This window comes from Streptomyces sp. NPDC000410, assembly GCF_040300305.1.
GTDB lineage: Bacteria > Actinomycetota > Actinomycetes > Streptomycetales > Streptomycetaceae > Streptomyces.
In genome coordinates, this window is sequence record NZ_JBEPDM010000003.1 from 114,346 (window position 1) to 132,465 (window position 18,120).

The window sequence follows — 18,120 nt, forward strand, 5'->3', positions numbered from 1 at the left end:
CTGAATACGCAGGTCCGCCCACCCCGATGCTATGCGGCCGTTACGCGGAGGCTGTCTTCTCCGCCACCCGGTCGGCCCGCTCGGCCCGCTTCAGCAGCGCCGCCGCCATCAGGCCGCCCGCGAACACCGCCACCGCGCCGACCATCTGGCTGGTCTGGAGACCCGAGGCGAAGGCGTCCGCGATCTGCGCCCGCTCGCCCTCGCTGCCCGCTGCCGCGAGCGCGGCGGGCAGGGAGGTCGCGGTCACCGTCACGAGCGCGGCGAACCGCGCGTTCAGTACGGCACCGAGGACCGCGACGCCCAGGCCGTTGCCGAACTCGGCCAGGGTGCCGTTGATGCCCGCGCCCACACCGGCCTTCTCCGCCGGGATGGCGCTCATGATCGCGTTGGCCATCGCGGGCTGCGCGACCGCGAGGCCGGCGCCGAACAGGAACAGGCCGAGCAGCATGCCCCAGTAGCTGCCGTCGGTGCCGCCGCCGAGCAGGGCGATCGAGGCGAGGCCGGCCGCGACCATGGTCATGCCGAGCATGACGGTGCGCGGCGTACCGAGCTTCATCAGGAACTTCGGGCCGATGCCGCTGATGTTCAGCACGACGACGGTGAGCGCGAGCGGCGCCATCCTGAGGCCCGCCTCCAAGGGCTCGTATCCGAGCACGAACTGGAGGTGCTGGGTCAGCAGGAAGAGCGAGCCGCCCATGCCGAACACGACGAGCAGCGAACCGGAGATGGCACCGATGAACTTCGGGTTCTGGAAGAAGTGCATGTCCAGCATCGGATACGGGATCCTCAGCTCCCACATCGCGAAGGCGCCGAGGACCACGACACCGACGGCGGCCGAGATCAGGACCCGGCCGGACAGCCAGCCGTGCTCGGGCCCGCTGATGATCGCGAACACGACCGCGCACATGCCGATGGTCGACAGCAGCGCCCCCATGAGGTCGGGCTTGTCGCCCTGCGGGTTCTTGGACTCGGGCACCAGCTTGAGCACGGCGATCAGACCGATCAGCGCGACCGGGATGTTGATGAGGAAGATCGCGCCCCAGGAGTAGTGCTCCAGGATCACGCCGCCGATCAGCGGTCCGCAGACGAAGCCGAGTGAGCCGACCGTGGCCCACAGGCTGATCGCCTTGACCCGCTCGGTCTCGTCGAAGATCTGCATGACGACGGCGAGCGTGGTGGTCATGAGCAGCGCGCCGCCGATGCCCATACCGGCACGCGCGGCGATCAGCTGCCCGCTGGTCTGGGCGAGTCCGGCACACAGCGAGCCGATGCCGAACAGGGCGAGGCCCAGCGCGAGCAGCTTCTTGCGGCCGTAACGGTCCGCGGCGTTGCCCGCGGTGAGCAGCAGGCCCGACTGGACGAGCGAGTACGCGTTGATCATCCACTGGATGTCGGCGGTGGACGCGTCGAGCTCGGTGGTGAGTGAGGGGATCGCGACGCTGAGGACCGTGTTGTCGAGGAGCACGGTCAGCTGGGCCAGGCAGATGACGCCGAGGATCAGCCAGCGCTGCGGGTGGGACCCCGCGGGTGCGGGGGTTTGGGTCTCGGTGGCCGGCGCCGTCATGCCGGATCCCCCTTCTTGTACGGTGTACGGGACTTGGTCTCGTACACCGTACAGGAAGTTCTTCTACGCCGTATAGGATTATTTCCGTGCGGTGAGGTCGTACAGGGTGGTGCCGTCCACGGTGACCCGCGAGAAGTTCTCCTCGACCCAGGCCGAGATCCCCGGAGTGCCGGAGCCCCGCATGCTCATTCCGCCGCCGATGAAGTAGTGGATCTTCCCGGTGGCGACGTACTGCTTGAACTGCGCGAGGGTCGGGGACGGGTCGCTGCCGTTGAAGCCGCCGATCGCCATGACCGGCAGCTCGGTGGCGAGTTGGTAACTGGCGGCGTTCTGGGAGCCGATGGCGGCGGCGGCCCAGGTGAAGTCGCCGGCGTTCTGCTTGAGCCTCGCCGAGACGGCGGAGCTGACGGTCGCGCCGTTGAGCAGCCCGCCCAAGCCGCCGGGGCCGCCCTCGCCCATGCGGGGCACTCCGCCGGGTGGGGCGCCGTTGGGGGGCAGGCCCGTCCGGCCGCCTTGACCGCCTTGGCCGCCTTGGCCTGCCGGGCCGCCCTGCCCGGGGCCGCCCTGGCCCGGCCGGCCTCCGGCCGGGCCCCCGGGGGCGAACAGCTGCCCTTCGCCACCACCACGCGGCCCACGGACCATCCTGGGACCGAAGCCGCCCGGCCCCGACGCCGGGCCCGCCATCACGATCGACCCCCGGTGCCCGGTGTCCACGGTCGAGAGGGTGTACGCCACCGGCCCGGCGAGCGCGGCCGCCATCCCGAGCCCGGCGGCGCCGAGGGCAAGCGGGCGTCCGAACCGTCCGAGCCGCCCGAGCCGCCCCGCGAACAGCAGCCCGGCCGCCGCCACGAGCCCGCCCACCAGCACCGCCGTACCCAGCCAGGTCACGAAGTCCTGCGCACGGCCGAGCAGCACATACGCCCACACCGACGTCACCGCCGCCGTGCCCGCCAGCGCCCCGCGCGCGGCGAGCCGCGCCCGCTCCTCCCACAGCACGGTGGTGCCCATGCCGACGAGTGCGGCGATGTACGGGGCCAGCGCGACGGTGTAGTACTCGTGGAAGATCCCCGCCATGAAGCTGAAGACGGCGAGGGTCGCCAGCAGCGAGCCGCCCCACACCAGGAAGGCGGCACGCGCCGTGTCCGTGCGGTTGCCCCGCCAGGTGACGACGAGCCCCGCGGCCAGCAGGATCAGCGCGGCGGGCAGCAGCCAGGAGATCTGGCCGCCGACGCTGTCGTTGAACATCCGCCCGATGCCGGTCTCGCCCCAGCCGCCTCCGCCACGACCGCCACCGCCGCCGCCGACGCTGCCGACCTCCTCGCCGTTGAGCCGCCCGAGGCCGTTGTAGCCGAAGGTCAGCTCCAGGAAGCTGTTGGTCTGCGAGCCGCCGACGTACGGGCGCGAGGACTCGGGCCATAGTTCGACGACGGCCACCCACCAGCCGCCCGACACGATCAACGCACCGGTGGCGAGAGCGAGTTGGCCGAGGCGTCGGCGTACCGTCGTGGGCGCGCACACCGCGTACACGAGCGCCAGCGGCGGCAGGATCAGGAACGCCTGCAGCGTCTTGGTCAGGAACGCGAACCCGATGGCCACGCCCGCCCACACCAGCCACTTCGTCCGCGCCCCTTCGAGCGCGCGCAGGACGCAGTAGACGGTCACGGTCATCAGCAGCGCGAGCAGCGCGTCCGGGTTGTTGAACCGGAACATCAGCGCGGCGACCGGCGTCAGCGCCAGCATCGCCCCGGCGATCAGCCCGGCCGCCGGGCTGAACCTGCGGCGTACGGCCGCGTACACGACGCCGACCGTGGCCACCCCCATCAGCACCTCGGGCACGAGGATCTGCCACGACCCGAGCCCGAAGAGCCGTACGGACAGCGCCATCGGCCAGAGCGCGGCGGGCGGCTTGTCCACGGTGATGGAGTTCGCGGCGTCGGACGAGCCGAAGAAGAACGCCTTCCAGCTCTCGCTGCCCGCCTGAACGGCGGCGGAGTAGAAGGAGTTGGCGTAGCCGGAGGCGCTGAGGTTGTAGAGGTACAGCACCGCGGTGAGCAGGAGCAGCCCCAGAAACGCGGGCCGCACCCACGGCGGGTCGCCGGCCGGTGGCTGCCCGGCGTGGTGGTCGTCAGGCGCAGTGGTCATCGTCGAGTCCTCGTCGTGATCGTGGGAGTCGTAGAAGTCGGGGAAGTCGTGTCGGTGGCCGTGGGCGTCGTGGCCGCGGGAGCCGTGGGAGCCGCGGGCGTGGGCGGGTCCTCCCGGCGGTCCGGGAAGACCCACGCCCGGAAGAGCAGGAAGCGCAGCACCGTCGCCGCGAGGTTGGCGGCGACCAGGACCGCGAGTTCCGTGCTGTGGGAGGGCGTCGCCGTGGCCGCGTCGAGGGCCGCCAGGGAGCCGCTCGTCAGGGCAAGGCCGATGCCGAAGACGACGAGGCCCTGGGCCTGGTGGCGGACGGCCCGCTCCCGGCCCCGTACGCCGAAGGTGAGCCGGCGGTTGGCGGCGGTGTTGGCGATCGCCGAGACCAGCAGCGCGGCCGCGTTGGCCGTCTGGGACCCGACGCCCGCCCGGAAGAGGGAGTACAGGAGCAGATAGAAGAGCGTGGAGAGCGCACCGACCACGCAGTAGCCGACCAGCTGCCGGGCGAGTCCGCCCGGTACGCCGCTGAGCTGCCGGTCCCTCGGGTCGTCGCCGAACGGCCGCGCGAGCCGGTCCAGCGGCAGCGCCCCCACCGCCAGCGCCCGCCCCACCCGCCAGACACCCTTGAGGTCCAGGGCCGCCGTCCGCACGATGTGCACCGTGGAGTCGGGGTCGTCGACCCAGTCCACCGGCACCTCGTGGATCCGCAGCCCGGCCCGTTCCGCCAGCACCAGCAGCTCGGTGTCGAAGAACCACCCGGTGTCCTCGACCATCGGCAGCAGCCGCTGCGCCACGTCCCGCCGGATGGCCTTGAACCCGCACTGCGCGTCGGAGAAGCGCGCGGCCAGCGAGCCCCGCAGGATCAGGTTGTACGCCCGTGAGATCAGCTCCCGCTTCGGCCCGCGCACCACGCGCGACGACCGCGCGAGACGCGAGCCGATCGCCAGTTCCGAATGCCCGGAGATCAGGGGAGCGACCAGCGGCAGCAGCGCGTTGAGGCCGGTGGACAGATCGACGTCCATGTACGCGAGTACGGGCGCGTCGGACGCGGCCCACACGGTCCGCAGCGTCCGCCCGCGCCCCTTCTCCTCCAGCCGGTACGCCCGTACTTCCGCGAACGCCGCCTCCAGCGCCGCCGCCACCTGCGGCGTGCGGTCGGTGCTCGCGTTGTCCGCGACGGTGATCCGGAAGCCGTAGGGGAAGGTGCGTGTCAGATGGCTGTGGAGCCGCCGCACGCACGGCTCCAGATCCCGCTCCTCGTTGTAGACGGGGATCACTACGTCGAGTACGGGCGTACCCTCCGCCCCGGCGGGGAGGTGCTCCCGCGCCGGCAAGGCGCCTGGTCCAGTGCCCGGTCCGGTGCCCGGTCGGCCAGTGCCCGGTCGTCCAGTGTCGGTTCGCATGCCCCGACCCTCGCCAGGGCGGCTGTCACGGCTGTGTGATGAGCCTGTGCCCCGCCTGTGAGTCGGTGGGGTCGGTGGGCAGGCATACGGCGAAGGCCGTGCGCCCCGGCCCGCTCTCCACCGTGACCGTTCCCCCGTGCGCGGCGACGACCGCCTGCACGATCGCCAGCCCCAGACCGGTGGACCCGGCCGCGCGGGAGCGCGACGCGTCACCTCGGGCGAAGCGTTCGAAGACGTACGGGAGGAGGCCGGGCGGGATGCCGGGCCCGTCGTCGAGGACCTCCAGGACGACCCCCTGGCCACCCGTCGGCCGTACCCGCGCGGTGACCGTCGTCCCCGGCGGCGTATGCGTACGGGCGTTGGCCAGCAGATTCACCAGCACCTGGTGGAGCCGGGCGCCGTCCCCCCGTACCGTCACCGGTTCGTCCGGCAGCTCAAGGCGCCAGACGTGGTCCTGCCCGGCGGCGCGGGCGTCGCTCACCGCGTCCACGACGAGCATCGACAGATCGGTGCTCTCCTGCGCGAGCGGCCGTCCGGCATCCAGCCGGGCCAGCAGCAGCAGATCCTCGACCAGCCCGGTCATCCTGGTCGCCTCCGCCTCGATCCGCCCGAGCGCGTGCCGGGTGTCGGGGCCGGTCAGCTCTCTCCCTTCCTTCCCGTCCTTCCCGCGACGGGTCAGCTCGGCGTAACCGCGGATCGAGGCCAGCGGCGTACGCAGCTCATGGCTGGCGTCCGCGACGAACTGCCGCACCCGCGTCTCGCTCTCCTGCCGCGCCCGCAGCGCCGAATGGACGTGGTCCAGCATGCGGTTGAGCGCGGCACCGACCTGCCCCACCTCCGTACGCGGATCGGCCTCCCCGACCGGCACCCGCTCGTACAACGCCACCTCGCCGCTGTGCAGGGGGAGTTCGGAGACCCTGGTCGCGGTCGCGGCGACCCGCCGCAGCGGACGCAGCGCGACCCCGACGAGCGCCCCGCCCGCCAGCCCGGCGGCGACGAGGCCGGCCCCGGTCACGCACACCTCGACCACGACGAGCGTCCCGATGGTGCTGTTCACCTCGGCGAGCGGCACGCCGACGAGGAACGTGTCATCTATCCCGGCGCTGTACTGGACCCGGTAGTCGCCGAGCCCCGGCAGCTCCACGCTGTGCGGGTCCCCGTCGCGCGGCACGCCCGCGAGGGCCGACTTCGCCGCGTCCGACAGCGCGTGCGCCGTGACCTCAAGGCGGCGGTTGTCGCTGTCGTCCTGGACGGACACGATGCCGTCGCCGAGCGCCCCGTCGGCGGAGATCTCCACGCCGACCGTGCCCAGCGGCGCGCCTCCGGCCATCACGAACCGCAGCGGATCGTCCGGTCCCGGCGGCGGCACCGCCGCCCGCCGGGCCAGCCCCTGGAGCTGCCCGTCCAGCTGCCCGTACAGATAGCTGCGCAGCGCGACCGTCGTGACGGTGCCGATGACCGCCGCGACGACGGCGATGAGCGTGACCGCGGCGATGACCAGACGGCTGCGCAGCGACCACCTGCGCCCAACAGGACGCACGTCACTCACCGGGCTTGATCAGATACCCCGCACCGCGCCTGGTGTGGATCATCGGGGCCCGCCCGGCGTCGATCTTCCGCCGCAGATAGGAGATGTAGAGCTCGACCACGTTGGCCTGTCCGCCGAAGTCGTACGACCACACGCGGTCGAGGATCTGCGCCTTGCTGAGCACACGGCGCGGATTGCGCATCAGATAGCGCAGCAGCTCGAACTCGGTCGCCGTGAGATGGATCCCGGAGCCGCCCCTGGTCACCTCGTGGCTGTCCTCGTCGAGCGTCAGGTCCCCGACCACGAGCAGCGAGTCGTCGCGCGCGGCCGCCGCCGCCCCGGAGCGCCGGATCAGCCCGCGCAGCCGCGCCACGACCTCCTCCAGGCTGAACGGCTTGGTGACGTAGTCGTCGCCGCCCGCCGTCAGCCCCGCGATCCGGTCCTCGACCGCGTCCCTCGCGGTGAGGAACAGCACGGGTACGTCGGGCAGCTCGCGCCGCAGCCTGCCGAGGACCGCCAGGCCGTCCATGTCGGGCAGCATCACGTCCAGTACGACGGCGTCGGGCCGGAAGTGGCGCGCCGAACGCACCGCGCCCGCGCCGTCCCCGGCGCTGCGCACCTCCCACCCCTCGTAGCGCAGCGCCATGGACAGCAGTTCGGCGAGCGAGGCCTCGTCGTCCACGACGAGGACGCGGACGGAGCCGCCGTCCGTCCTGCGCAGCGCGTTGCGTACCTGAGTCGTCGTCATGGTGGCCACGCTCGCCGCGCGCTCTGAGAGGCACCTTTCCCCACCCTGTGAATTCCCTGAGAAGACTCACAGAGAAAACAGCCGGACGCCGTTCTCGTAACAGACCGCCCGCAGCCAGTCGTCCCCGAGCTCCAGCCGTTCGAGCGCCCGCAGCTGCTCCACGTACGGATACGGGATGTTGGGGAAGTCCGTCCCGAGCAGCACCCGCTCCCCGAGATCGGCCAGCCGCCCCCGCTCGCCCACCGGGAACGGGCTGAACCGCTCGCTGAAGTCCGTGAACGCCATGGTGGTGTCCAGCCGCACCTCCCCGTACCGCTCGGCCAGGTCCAGGAAGTCCGTGTACTCGGGCATCCCCATGTGCGCCACGATCAGCGCCAGCCGCGGATGCCGCGCGAGCAGCCGCGCGACCGGCTCGGGACCGGTGTACTTGCCGGGCGCGGGACCGGACCCGCAGTGCGTCACGACCGGGATCCCGGCCTCGGCGAGGAGTCCCCACACCGGGTCGAGCAACGGGTCGTTGGGGTCGTACGCCCCGACCTGAAGGTGCGACTTGAACACCCGCGCGCCGCTCTCGACCGCCCGGCGGACGTATCCCTCCACACCTTCCTCGGGATAGAGGGTCGCCGTGTGCAGACAGTCGGGCGTCCGGGCGGCGAAGTCGGCGGCCCACCCGTTGAGCCACTCGGCCATCCCCGCCTTGTGCGGATAGAGCATCGAGGTGAACGCCCGCACCCCGAACTCCCTGAGCAGGGCGACCCTGCGCGTCTCCTCCTCGCGGTAGGTGATGGGCCACTCCATGCCGGTCAGCGGCCCTACGGCGTCGAAGTACGCCCACACCTTGTCGAGGACCCGCTCGGGCATGAAGTGCGTGTGTACGTCGACGAGTCCGGGGAGCCCGAGCCGCTCCCGGAACGCCCGTACTTCCTGTGCCTCCGCTGCCTCACTCACGCTCAAAGTCGTAACTCCGCTCGACCTTGCCGATGTGGACGCTGTACCGCCGGTACCACTCGGCGCGTCCGTGCCGCTGCGCGCCCTGGTGCTCCAGGTTCGCCCGCCAGGCGGCGATGGCCTCCTCGTCGCGGAAGTACCCGACGGTGATGCCGAGCCCGCCGGGGGTCCGGGCGGACTCGTACCCGAGGAAGCCGGGCACCTGCTTCACCAGCTCGGCCATGCGCTTGGCGGTCTCGCCGTACCCGTCGGCGTTCTCGACGAGGTGGGACGTGAAAACAACGGTGTAGTAAGGCGGTTCGAGCCCCGCCACAAGGTGATCACTCATACCGCCCACCCTCGGACGTGCGCCGATGCCGTGTCCAGGCGCGCGCCCCAAAGGGATCCGAGTCTTTACCCTCACCCGGGCCTACGGTCAGAAGAGCCCGTCCTGCACCCCGCGCGGCAGCTCGTCCACGGAAACGGTCAGCGGCGCATCCGGCTCGGCCCCGACCAGCTCCCACCCGGACATCAGCCGGGTGTCCACCACGACCACCCGCCCGTCCCGCATCCCCAGATGCAGATCAGGCCCGGCCGCCGCGAGCAGCCGCCCCGCGACAGTCCCGCCCTCCACCAGCTCCCGCACCACGACGTCGGCCGCGGGCACCCCGTCGAGCCCGAACACCCCCACGTGGTCCACCACTTCGAACTCGACCGGCTCCAGCGCCTCGGGCCACCCCTCCAGGTCCACGGCCCGCGCGTACAGCTCCGCGACCTCCCGGCCCCGGTGTGCGGGAAGCTCCGCTCTCGCGGCCCGCTTCCGCGCGTACGAAATCCGATCGGGCACCCCGAGCGCGGCCCGCAGCAGCTCCTCCGTACGCCGCGCGGCCATCAACGGCCCCCGCCCCAGCCACCCGAACACCACGGCCCCCTGCTCCAGCAGCCGCGCCGCGCCCCGCTCCTCGCGGGTGATCCCCACCTTCACCATCCCGGGCCCGAACCAGGCCAGGTACACCCGGTACGGCCGCGGATCGTCCGCCATGGTGTCGGCGGCCACCGAGTGCGCCCGCTCCAGCCGCGCACACTCCGGGCACAGCCCGCCGGTGCTCCGCCCGGCCACCACGGCCCCGACGGGACACGGATTCCCCCGCGCCCCCAGGCACCGCCGCTGCCCGACGGCCCGGAACCCGATCTCCCGCCCGTAGGCCAGCGAACCGACCCGCTGATCACCCGCCCGCCACCACCGCAGCGCGGGCTCCCCGCCGGCCCAGCTGATCCCCCTGCACTGCCACGCCATGGCCGCCCGGCCTTACGCGTCTCCGTCGCCGGCGGACTTCGCGGGCCGCTCGGCGACGAACGACCCGAGGTCGACCTCGGCACGGATGAGCCCTTCCGCCTTGAGGTGGCCCAACGCCTTCTGTGCGGTCGATGCCGCGATCCCGAACTCGGTGGACAGCTCGACCACGGAGGGCACCCGGGCGCCCACGGGGTACTCGCCATCGGCGATGCGGGTGGCGATGGCAGCGGCAACCTGCCGCCAGACGGGTCGGGTTCGATCAAGCTCGAGACTCATGCGGTTGACGCTAAAACTCTGCGGTAGACCGCGCGACCGCGGTAGACTTCGGTAGACCGCTCATGAAGCCCCAGAACCCCCGCGACGGGTACCAGCCGCCCGGGGGCACGGCCATCAGCTGAAACCGAACAGGAGCTGACGACATGACCGACCTTATCCACCGCCTCGCCGCCTTACTGGGCTTCCCGCTCAAGCCACACAAGGCACCGCGCCCTTCGCTGCCACCCCGCCCCCACCAGGAGGCGGCCCCCCTCCCCACCCACCGCAGCCCGTACGGCATCGGCCCCGCCTCACCCCTCCTCGACGCGGAGGCGGGCAAGCTGGTCCGCCCGTACCTGACCGCGCACGAGCAACGCGCCCGGCGCCGCGAACTGGTCCTCGCCACTCTGGGACTGGATGCCCCCGGTCCTTACTGGATCCACGGACTGGAGGTCGCGTGATGGAGCCACTGGAACCCGCGCACGAGGTACGCCTGCTGCCCTGGTCCGGCAGCGAGGGAAAACTCTGCTACTTGATCACCGACCACCACGGCGGCCCCGTGTCCCGCTTGGCCGACGCCACGGAATCCATCCAACTCGGCATGGGCGCGGAGCTCCTCGCACACGCCCGCGAGATCCTCCCCGACACCCCCGTCGGCGAATTGCGATTCCTGACCGAGTGCCTGACCGACGCTCTCCACAACGCTCTGCGTGTCGCCGAAAGCCGCGGCCGACGTCTGAGCCGACCCGACTGACTTGAAACAAGGCGAAGGCCGCGCGAGGGGCGGCAGACAGCCGCCCCGGTCAGGACGCTGCGGATCCTCTCCCCCGGCGCAGCAGCCAGGCCATGTACACCACGACCGGCCGATGAGCCGCAGTCGGCCGGCCATGCCGGTCAGCGCCCTGCGGAAGCAGCGGCGGCCCGTCCGTCCCATGGGTAGTCCAACGGCCCAATCACTCTGGCAAGTTGGAAAATGCTCAGTGGCGATGGCTCTGCAAGCGAGGCGGCAACGTTTCTTCGAAATCACCTCGACGAACAGGAAACGGCACTGAGAGCTACCTTGCCCGAACAGATTCCAATACCACCACGGCTATGCGGACCCATGCACCATGCCCTAGTTGCCGTAACTAGATGGGCTGGTCGAGTGGCCGGGAAGCGTGTATGGCGAATCCGAGTAGTGCGCGGATTTTCTTAAAGGTATATGTATTTGCGCCCCAGGTTGTCGGATTCCGACGCCGACGGTTCCCACACCTTGCCATCTCCTCTGCTGCGGCTCGGATCCCGTATCCGAACCGCCCGGGAACGCAGTGGTAGGGGATGGCCGACAGCTCCTCAAGGAGGCAATATGATGCAAAAATTCCGACGACGGCTGGTGGTCGCTTCGTTTCCAGTTGTGATGGCGGCCGGGTTGTCGACCTCGCTCGTTGCGCCTGCCCACGCCGATACCGGGCCCTCGCTGACCATCGCTGAGTCCAACCAGCAAGCGTTCGTTGCAGGCGGGACGGGGACCTACACCATCACCGTTGGCAACGCCGGGACCGGCACGACCGGCGGGGCCGCCATCAAAGTCACCGGTACCCTGCCCGCGGGTATGACCGCACTCGCCGTTGGCGGAAATGGCTGGAGCTGCACGACGTCACCCAGTCTGAGTTGCACCCGCTCTGACGCCCTGGGACCTCGGCAGGCCTACATGCCTATCACCCTGACCGTGGGTATCGCGCCCTCCTTGGCAGGGAAGACCGTCGCCAGTAGCTTCCGCGTCGCCGAGGATGGCCCTGCCACCCTCCAAGACGCAGGCATCTCCATCACTGTCAGCGTCACCGTCACCAACACCCAGTCCCAGCAGCAGTCCCAGGCCCAGAACCAGACGGTTAACGTGACGTGCCCGTGCGACGATCACAAGAAAGGCGATCACGAGAAATAGGAGAAGAAGAGGCACGCCGCGGTCCGATGAAGAGGTGGAACTGACATCGGTGGACGACGCGACCGTGGTGGATCCAGCGGCACCCGTTGCACCTGTGCTCGGCCATCCTGGCCTGGGCCGTGGGTAGTGGCGCTCCTCGCCGCTGACTCCAAAAGCGGAAACGCAGGCTTCCGCCATTTGCGTCCGGTGTTTGCTCAGCCGGCAGCGAGCCGTTGGACGGCGGCTGAGGTCGGCGTAGCGGCTTTGGGCTGGAGCTGCTTTGGGGCGAGTGATCATGGCCCCGTAAGCGCCCCAAAGTGGCTACCGCCGTGGCGAAGTGCTCGGCCTGACCTGGAAGTCCGTCGACTTCGAAGCCGGGGAACTGTACGTCGACCACCAGATCCAGCGGGCCGGGCGGCAGATCCTCCACCGCGAGACCAAGACGGAGGAGTCGGACGACTTCCTGCCTCTCCCAGCCGTCTGCCTCGAGGCGCTGCGGATGCGCCGTGCTCAGCAGCTCGGGGACCGGAAGGCCGCTGGCGAGCTGTGGCAGGACACGCGCGGGCTCGTCTTCACGACGAAGTACGGAACCCCGATCGAGCCGGGGGAACCTGACCCGGATGTTCGCCCTGCGGGCCCGTCGCGCCGGCCCCCGTGTGATCCCGCTGCGGAACACCCGGCACACGTGCAGCTCGCTCCTGGACGCGCTCAAGGTCCACCCGAAGGTGGCACAGCGCATCCTCCGGCATTCACAGATCGCCATGACGATGGAGGTCTACGCCGAAGCAAGTGAGGAAGAGGTGCGGTCCGCGATCGGCAAGCTGTCCGACGCGATGGGCGGCACCGGCTGACAGCAGTCGGCACGGTTGCTGTACTTCGCTGCTGTACGGCCCAACGCAAGAGGCCCCCGGATCTCTCCGGGGGCCTCTCACCTGTGTGCACTCGGCAGGATTCGAACCTGCAACCTTCTGATCCGTAGTCAGATGCTCTATCCGTTAAGCTACGAGTGCTTGGCGTTCCGGGCTTTTTTCTTCCCGGTCGGCGTTGCGGGAACAACATTACATGACCTGCGCCGTCACGCGAAATCCATTACCCACACCCACTCTGACCTGCGAAAACGCATCCACGCAGCAGTGGAGCGGGGTCGGCTGCCGCGCGCGGACGACCTTGGGATCGGGCTCAGGGAATCTCCCCGCACGTCCTCGGCACGGCACATCTCGCGCACGTCCTCGGGAACGACCGAAGCCCCGGCCGTGGGGCCGGGGCTTCGGTGATGGTGCGGAGGCGGAGGGATTTGAACCCTCGATGGGCTTTAAGACCCAAACCGCATTAGCAGTGCGGCGCCATAGACCGGACTAGGCGACGCCTCCAGCACACCCGCGCGGGCGCGAGTGGTGCGATGCAGATGATGACACAGCCTAGTGGGGTGTCACCAATCGGTCCCTACGGTACTAGGCACGCGGGCCCGGGGGCAAAGAGCCGCTCGGCCCAGTGCCGGTTGCGCAACGCGCGGGCGTGCGGAGCGTTAGAGATGCCGGGGCGCCGCCCCTACGGTCCCTCACTCTTCAGGAGTACCCATGCTGCGCCGCATCGCTCTCACCCTCGCCGCGACCGCCACGGCGACCGTCGCCGTGGCCGCCCCCTCGTCCGCTTCCGACCCCGCTCCCGATCCCACTCCCCGTCCCGCTCCCGCGTCGGTCCTCGGGCTGCTCCCGCTCCCCGTGCCGCTGCTGGAGACGCCGGACCGGCTCACGGTGACCACCACGAACACCGGGGACCCGAAGGCCGACGGCGCGTACGAGCTGACGTGCGGGCCCGCCGGTGGCACCCACCCCGAGGCGGCGGCCGCGTGTGCGCGGCTGGAGGAGCTCGGGGAGGGCGGCAAGGACCCCTTCGCGCCGGTCGAGCCGGGGACGATGTGCACGTTCCAGTACGGCGGACCGGCGAAAGCGCGGATCAGCGGGACCTGGCGGGGGCGGAGCGTGGACGCGACGTTCGACCGCGGTGACGGGTGCGAGATCAAGCGGTGGCAGAGCCTGGAGCCGGTGCTGCCGACCTCCCGGTCTTAGCCCGCCAGGGCTCCGGGGGTGAGGCGATCGGCCCAGGTCAGCCACCCGATCGGGGACGCCGGGCATACGCCATGCGCACAGAACCTTGGTGAGAGCTCCCCCGCATCCGCCGTCGCGCGGCCGCCCCCTGCCCTTAGACTCCCTCCAGTGACAGGCCGCGCACCGAGGGGCAAGATGGGGCCGGCCGTCCGCAAGATGCTGTAGGTCAGGGAGGAAGCGTCGTCGTGAGCAGCAGGCCATCCCGAGGCGCTGCTCGCCTCGCAGCCATACTCGACGCACTGCCGGACGGGCTCGTGCTCGTCAATTGCAACGGCACCGTGGTCAACGCCAACACCATCGCCCTGGAGATGTTCGAGACGCCGGGTACGGCGCTGGTGGGTCGAGGACTGCTCGATCTGCTCCCGGCCTTCGACTCCAAGCTGATCCCCGGATCGATGCGGCGCCCCGAGGCGGCCGACGAGCGCGGCCGTACGAAGCCGACCCGCATGATCGCGCGGCGTACCGACGGCGGCGAGTTCCCGGTCGAGGTCACCAGCGCGAGCCTGGAGGACGGCCGCGAGGCCTACGACTCGTACAGCAGCTACACCGGTGACGAGCTGCTGATGCTGGTCGTACGCGATCTGTCCGGCACCCTCGACACCGAGGCCGAACTCGCCCGCTCCCAGCGACAGACCGAGATGATCCTGCGCGCCGCGGCCGAGGGCGTCGTCGGCACGGACACCGACGGCCGGGTCGTGCTGGTCAATCCGGCCGCCGCCCAGATCCTCGGCTTCCGCGCCAGTGACCTCGGCGGCAAGGAGCTGCACCCGCTGATCCTGCACTCGCGGCCGGACGGCGAGCCGTTCCCGTACGACGAGTCGCCGCTCGCCGACACCTTGAGGTCCGGGCGCAAGCACCGCGTGCGCGGGCAGGTGCTGTGGGCGAAGAACGGCAAGCAGGTGCCGGTCGATCTGACGACCGCGCCGGTACGCGACGGGGACCAGCTGGTCGGTGCGGTGATGACGTTCACCGACCGGCGGCCCTACGAGGAGCTGGCCGAGCAGCATGCCGCGGAGATCTCCGAACGCGACGCGCGGCACGCCGCCGAGATCGCCGAGCGGGACGAGAAGTACGCGGCGCGCGAGGAGAAGTACACGGCGGAGATCGCCGACAGGACCGAGCGGTACGCGTCGGACATCGAGGAGCGGGACGAGCGCGAGGCCGCGCTGACCGCCCGGCAGGCCCAGCTGACGGCCGTACTCGGCGACTCGCTGCGCGGACCGCTGGAGGAGCTGCGCGGCGAGCTGGCCAAGCTGGCCGCCGACCCGGCCGGACAGCTGTGGCCCGAGGCCAACCAGATCCTGCACCACCTCGCCGCCGGCTACGCCCGGATGACCACGCTCGTCGACAACGTGCTCGGCTTCCAGCGCCTGGACGCGGGCACGGAGCCGCTGCGCAAGGACGTCGTCCTGCTCGACGCGGTCGTGGCGGCCGGCGTCGAGGGCGCCATCGAGCTGATCGGTCCCGGCCGGGCGCAGTTCGCGGTGCACGCTCCGCCGATCGAGGCCGAGGTGGACGGCGGCCGGCTGGCGACGGCGCTCGCCCACCTGGTCGCCGATGTGGCCGGTGTCGACTCGACCGGACAGACCCGGGTCGTGGCGGCGCAGGGCGGCGGGTACGTCGACTCGACGATCGTGGTCGCGGCGGCGCAGCGCGGTGATGTCGTACGGATCGAGGTACGCGGACCGTACGCCGGGGGCGACCCGGTGCACGAGCCGATCGTGCGCGGCATCGTGACCGCGCACGGTGGCGTGCTGCAGACGCACGAGGTGCCGGGGATGAGCGGCAGCGCGTACGTCCTCGAAGTGCCGCTGGGCGAGGGCTCCGGGACGGTGGCCTCTTCCCTCACCAGCACCTCCGAAGCCACTCCCGCCGAAGGCACCACCTCCGAAGGCACCGCCTCCGAAGGCGCCGTCGCGCCGAGTCCCGAGGAGAAGCCGGTGCTGCCCGCGCAGGCGACGTCGGGCGGCGGACGGCGGCGCGCGCGGCGGGCCTCCACGGACGCGTTCCTGGAGAGCCCCGTGGGAGGCACGGAACCGGACGCGAGCAGGACCAACGGCGGTGGCACCGGCCGCCGTCGCGGACGGCCGAGCCCCGCCGAGGCGGCCGAAGGCGCCGTGGTCACCGCCGCCGAAGGCGCCGCCGCTGCCGCCGGTACCGGACGCCCGGCGCTGGGCGAGACCGTGCCGCCGCAGGGCGTGGCCCCGGAGCCCGGCTCCGCCGCCCCCCAGCCCACGGGCCGCCGCGCCCGGCGCGCCCAGGCGGCGTTGCCCGCGCTGCCGTCGGCTCCGTCCGCACCGGCTGAGGGGAACGAGGTCGCGGTCCGCGCCGATGCCCCCGCACGCCCCGGCACGGAACTGTCCCCCGCCGCCCCCACGGGCGTACCGCCGACGGCGGGTACGCCGCCCATCGACGCACGCGCCGGGGCAGGAGCCGGGGCGTTGGAGCCTGCCCAGGCCTCCACGGCCTCCACGGCCCCCGCGGGCCTGCCGAGTGGCACCGGGCTGTCACCGGTCGGCGCCGGGGCGACCGGCGCAGGCCTGCCGGGCGTACCGGACACGAGTGGCACGAATGGCACGAATGGCACGGGGTTCGCGCGGACCGCCCCGAGCGGCGTCGCCGAGACCCAGGGCGACCCGTCGCACGCGGCGCTCCCCGCCAGGCACCCCGTCGGCGCCGGGGCGTTGGAGCCCGCCGGCGCCGGAGCGCCGACCGGTGCGGCTGGTTCGGCCGGTGCGGCTGGTGCGAGCGCTGGGACCGGTGGGCGGCGTACCCGGCGGGCCCTCGCGGGGGCGCCGGAGCAGGCCAGGAGCGGCGCGGGCGAGGAGGTGGCGCGTACGGCGTTCGCCCTGCCGCCCGCCGAAGCCGACCGCGGCCCCGCACCCCGCCGGGAGGACGCGGGCGACGACCGCCACGACGCCGTACGTACGGTGCCGGACACCGACCACACCCCGCCGCAGGCTCACCCCCTGCCGACCGGGCGGCGGCGGGCACCGCAGGAGGGCGGCACCGGGTCCGTACCGCTGCCGCCCGCGGCACCCGTCGCACCCGTCCCGCCCGTCGTCCCCGGGCCGCTGCCCGCGGAAGCCCCGACGCCTGCCAAGGGCACCGCAGGCGGCGCCGCGGATTCCGCCGATGCCTCGCAGGGCAAGGCGTTCAGCGTGCGCACGCTCGGCCAGGGCGTCCCGTTCGCCCAGCAGATCACCCAGCAGCAGAACCAGCCGCTCCCCTCCGGCCGCCGCCGCAAGCTGTCCACCCCGCCGGACGAGGAGCGCGCCGAGAGTCCCGCGCCGGAGGCGGCCGCCCGGCCGCACCCCCAACCGCAGGCCCAGCCTCAGCCGCAGCCGCAACCCGCTCAGCAGCAGCGGATCCCTGCCCCCGCCGAGGGCCGGTCGTACGCGATAGGCGCACCGGACGAGGGTGCCGAGGGCCCCGAGCCGCTGGACGGGCCCGGCGGCGCCGTCGAGGTGGCGAATCAGCCCGCGCCCGTCCCCGTCGACGACGAGCTCCCCCCGGAGCCGCTGGACAATCCGCGCCGACTGCTGGTCTGGCCCGCGCCGGACGTCTCCACCCAGCAGGCGCTGAGCGACCGTGGCTACCGGCCGGTCATCGTGCACTCGCGCGAGGAGGTCGACGCGCAGATCGCCGCGTTCCCGGCGGCGCTCTTCGTGGACCCGCTGACCGGGCCGATCACGCGCACCGCGCTCCAGTCGCTGCGCCAGGCGGCGGTGGCGGCCGAGGTCCCGGTGCTGCTCGCGGCGGGGCTCGGGCAGGCGACGCGCGAGGCGGCGTACGGCGCCGACCCCGCCGTACTGCTGAAGGCACTGGCGCCGCGCGACAGCGAACAGCACCCCTCCCGCGTCCTTCTGATCGAGGAGCACGACGACATCGCGCTCGCGCTGGCGGCGACGCTGGAGCGGCGCGGAATGCAGGTCGCACGGGCGGGTGGCGACACCGACGCGGTGACGCTGGCGCAGCAGATGCGGCCGAACCTGGTGGTGATGGACCTGATGCAGGTACGCCGCCGGCGCGCCGGGATCATCGACTGGCTGCGGGCGAACGGGCAGTTGAACCGCACCCCGCTGGTCGTCTACACCTCGGCGGGCCTCAACCAGGAGGAGCTGCACAAGCTTTCGTCGGGCGAGACGGTGCTGTTCCTGGCGGAACGGTCCACGAGCGCCGAGGTGCAGGGCCGGATCGTCGATCTGCTGGCGAAGATAGGGACGAACTAGAAGACAGGGGACTCGGCGGCCC

At 71.8% G+C, this 18,120-nt stretch carries 14 protein-coding genes, 2 tRNA genes and 1 pseudogene; 6 read left to right on the forward strand and 11 right to left on the reverse strand.

Annotation, left to right across the window (positions count from 1 at the left end):
- Positions 1-40: 40 nt before the first annotated feature.
- From ABT342_RS05910 to ABT342_RS05950, 9 genes are all read right to left on the reverse strand, one after another.
- Entirely contained in the window at positions 41-1,564 is a 1,524-nt protein-coding gene (locus tag ABT342_RS05910; protein WP_351567592.1) for an MFS transporter, read from the reverse strand.
- A gap of 78 nt (positions 1,565-1,642) precedes the next feature.
- The gene (locus ABT342_RS05915; protein WP_351567595.1) at positions 1,643-3,706 is read right to left on the reverse strand and encodes an ArnT family glycosyltransferase; all 2,064 of its coding nucleotides are present in this window, start codon (positions 3,704-3,706) and stop codon (positions 1,643-1,645) included.
- Positions 3,703-5,100 carry a bifunctional glycosyltransferase family 2/GtrA family protein gene (locus ABT342_RS05920; protein WP_351567598.1) on the reverse strand — a complete coding sequence of 466 codons (1,398 nt, stop codon included), beginning with the start codon at positions 5,098-5,100 and terminating at the stop codon, positions 3,703-3,705. The genes ABT342_RS05915 and ABT342_RS05920 overlap by 4 nt, the downstream gene beginning before the upstream one ends.
- A gap of 25 nt (positions 5,101-5,125) precedes the next feature.
- On the reverse strand, positions 5,126-6,640 hold the full coding sequence (locus ABT342_RS05925; RefSeq protein WP_351567601.1) for a sensor histidine kinase: 1,515 nt from the start codon (positions 6,638-6,640) through the stop codon (positions 5,126-5,128).
- 1 nt (position 6,641) lies between these two features.
- Positions 6,642-7,376 (reverse strand): response regulator transcription factor, encoded by a 735-nt coding sequence (locus ABT342_RS05930; RefSeq protein WP_351567604.1) that lies wholly within the window; start codon positions 7,374-7,376, stop codon positions 6,642-6,644.
- Positions 7,377-7,442: 66 nt separating this feature from the next.
- Positions 7,443-8,330 carry an amidohydrolase family protein gene (locus ABT342_RS05935; RefSeq protein ID WP_502965471.1) on the reverse strand — a complete coding sequence of 296 codons (888 nt, stop codon included), beginning with the start codon at positions 8,328-8,330 and terminating at the stop codon, positions 7,443-7,445.
- Positions 8,317-8,652 (reverse strand): antibiotic biosynthesis monooxygenase family protein, encoded by a 336-nt coding sequence (locus ABT342_RS05940; protein WP_351567610.1) that lies wholly within the window; start codon positions 8,650-8,652, stop codon positions 8,317-8,319. The genes ABT342_RS05935 and ABT342_RS05940 overlap by 14 nt, the downstream gene beginning before the upstream one ends.
- 87 nt (positions 8,653-8,739) lie before the next feature.
- A complete protein-coding gene (locus tag ABT342_RS05945) occupies positions 8,740-9,600 on the reverse strand; it encodes a DUF2797 domain-containing protein (RefSeq protein WP_351567613.1) in 861 nt (286 codons plus the stop codon).
- Between the two features lie 12 nt (positions 9,601-9,612).
- Positions 9,613-9,876 (reverse strand): GntR family transcriptional regulator, encoded by a 264-nt coding sequence (locus tag ABT342_RS05950; protein ID WP_351567615.1) that lies wholly within the window; start codon positions 9,874-9,876, stop codon positions 9,613-9,615.
- 143 nt (positions 9,877-10,019) lie between these two features.
- Between ABT342_RS05950 and ABT342_RS05955 the strand changes: the two genes are divergently transcribed.
- The 4 genes and pseudogenes from ABT342_RS05955 to ABT342_RS05970 all read left to right on the forward strand — a co-directional run.
- Entirely contained in the window at positions 10,020-10,316 is a 297-nt protein-coding gene (locus tag ABT342_RS05955; protein WP_351567617.1) for a hypothetical protein, read from the forward strand.
- Positions 10,316-10,609, forward strand: coding sequence for a hypothetical protein (locus ABT342_RS05960; RefSeq protein ID WP_351567620.1), 294 nt, complete (start codon positions 10,316-10,318; stop codon positions 10,607-10,609). Before ABT342_RS05955 ends, ABT342_RS05960 begins: the two co-directional genes overlap by 1 nt.
- A gap of 591 nt (positions 10,610-11,200) precedes the next feature.
- Complete coding sequence (locus tag ABT342_RS05965) at positions 11,201-11,779, forward strand: hypothetical protein (protein ID WP_351567623.1); 579 nt, start codon at positions 11,201-11,203, stop codon at positions 11,777-11,779.
- Positions 11,780-12,077: 298 nt separating this feature from the next.
- Positions 12,078-12,609 (forward strand): annotated as a pseudogene (locus ABT342_RS05970) (site-specific integrase); the annotation flags it as partial.
- Between the two features lie 86 nt (positions 12,610-12,695).
- Here ABT342_RS05970 and ABT342_RS05975 read toward each other — a convergent pair.
- Positions 12,696-12,768: transfer RNA gene (locus tag ABT342_RS05975), tRNA-Arg, on the reverse strand.
- A gap of 269 nt (positions 12,769-13,037) precedes the next feature.
- Positions 13,038-13,128, reverse strand: a tRNA-Ser gene (locus tag ABT342_RS05980).
- A 207-nt stretch (positions 13,129-13,335) separates the two neighbouring features.
- Between ABT342_RS05980 and ABT342_RS05985 the strand changes: the two genes are divergently transcribed.
- Entirely contained in the window at positions 13,336-13,827 is a 492-nt protein-coding gene (locus ABT342_RS05985) for an SSI family serine proteinase inhibitor (RefSeq protein ID WP_351567625.1), read from the forward strand.
- 224 nt (positions 13,828-14,051) lie between these two features.
- On the forward strand, positions 14,052-18,098 hold the full coding sequence (locus tag ABT342_RS05990) for a PAS domain-containing protein (RefSeq protein ID WP_351567628.1): 4,047 nt from the start codon (positions 14,052-14,054) through the stop codon (positions 18,096-18,098).
- Positions 18,099-18,120: the final 22 nt, after the last annotated feature.

Coding starts and splice junctions, on each gene's coding strand:
- ABT342_RS05965 (WP_351567623.1), top strand. CDS start 11,201: ATGATGCAAAAATTCCGACGACGGCTGGTGGTCGCTTCGTTTCCAGTT.
- ABT342_RS05920 (WP_351567598.1), bottom strand. CDS start 5,100: ATGCGAACCGACACTGGACGACCGGGCACTGGCCGACCGGGCACCGGA.
- ABT342_RS05940 (WP_351567610.1), bottom strand. CDS start 8,652: ATGAGTGATCACCTTGTGGCGGGGCTCGAACCGCCTTACTACACCGTT.
- ABT342_RS05910 (WP_351567592.1), bottom strand. CDS start 1,564: ATGACGGCGCCGGCCACCGAGACCCAAACCCCCGCACCCGCGGGGTCC.
- ABT342_RS05955 (WP_351567617.1), top strand. CDS start 10,020: ATGACCGACCTTATCCACCGCCTCGCCGCCTTACTGGGCTTCCCGCTC.
- ABT342_RS05915 (WP_351567595.1), bottom strand. CDS start 3,706: ATGACCACTGCGCCTGACGACCACCACGCCGGGCAGCCACCGGCCGGC.
- ABT342_RS05930 (WP_351567604.1), bottom strand. CDS start 7,376: ATGACGACGACTCAGGTACGCAACGCGCTGCGCAGGACGGACGGCGGC.
- ABT342_RS05945 (WP_351567613.1), bottom strand. CDS start 9,600: ATGGCGTGGCAGTGCAGGGGGATCAGCTGGGCCGGCGGGGAGCCCGCG.
- ABT342_RS05960 (WP_351567620.1), top strand. CDS start 10,316: ATGGAGCCACTGGAACCCGCGCACGAGGTACGCCTGCTGCCCTGGTCC.
- ABT342_RS05950 (WP_351567615.1), bottom strand. CDS start 9,876: ATGAGTCTCGAGCTTGATCGAACCCGACCCGTCTGGCGGCAGGTTGCC.
- ABT342_RS05985 (WP_351567625.1), top strand. CDS start 13,336: ATGCTGCGCCGCATCGCTCTCACCCTCGCCGCGACCGCCACGGCGACC.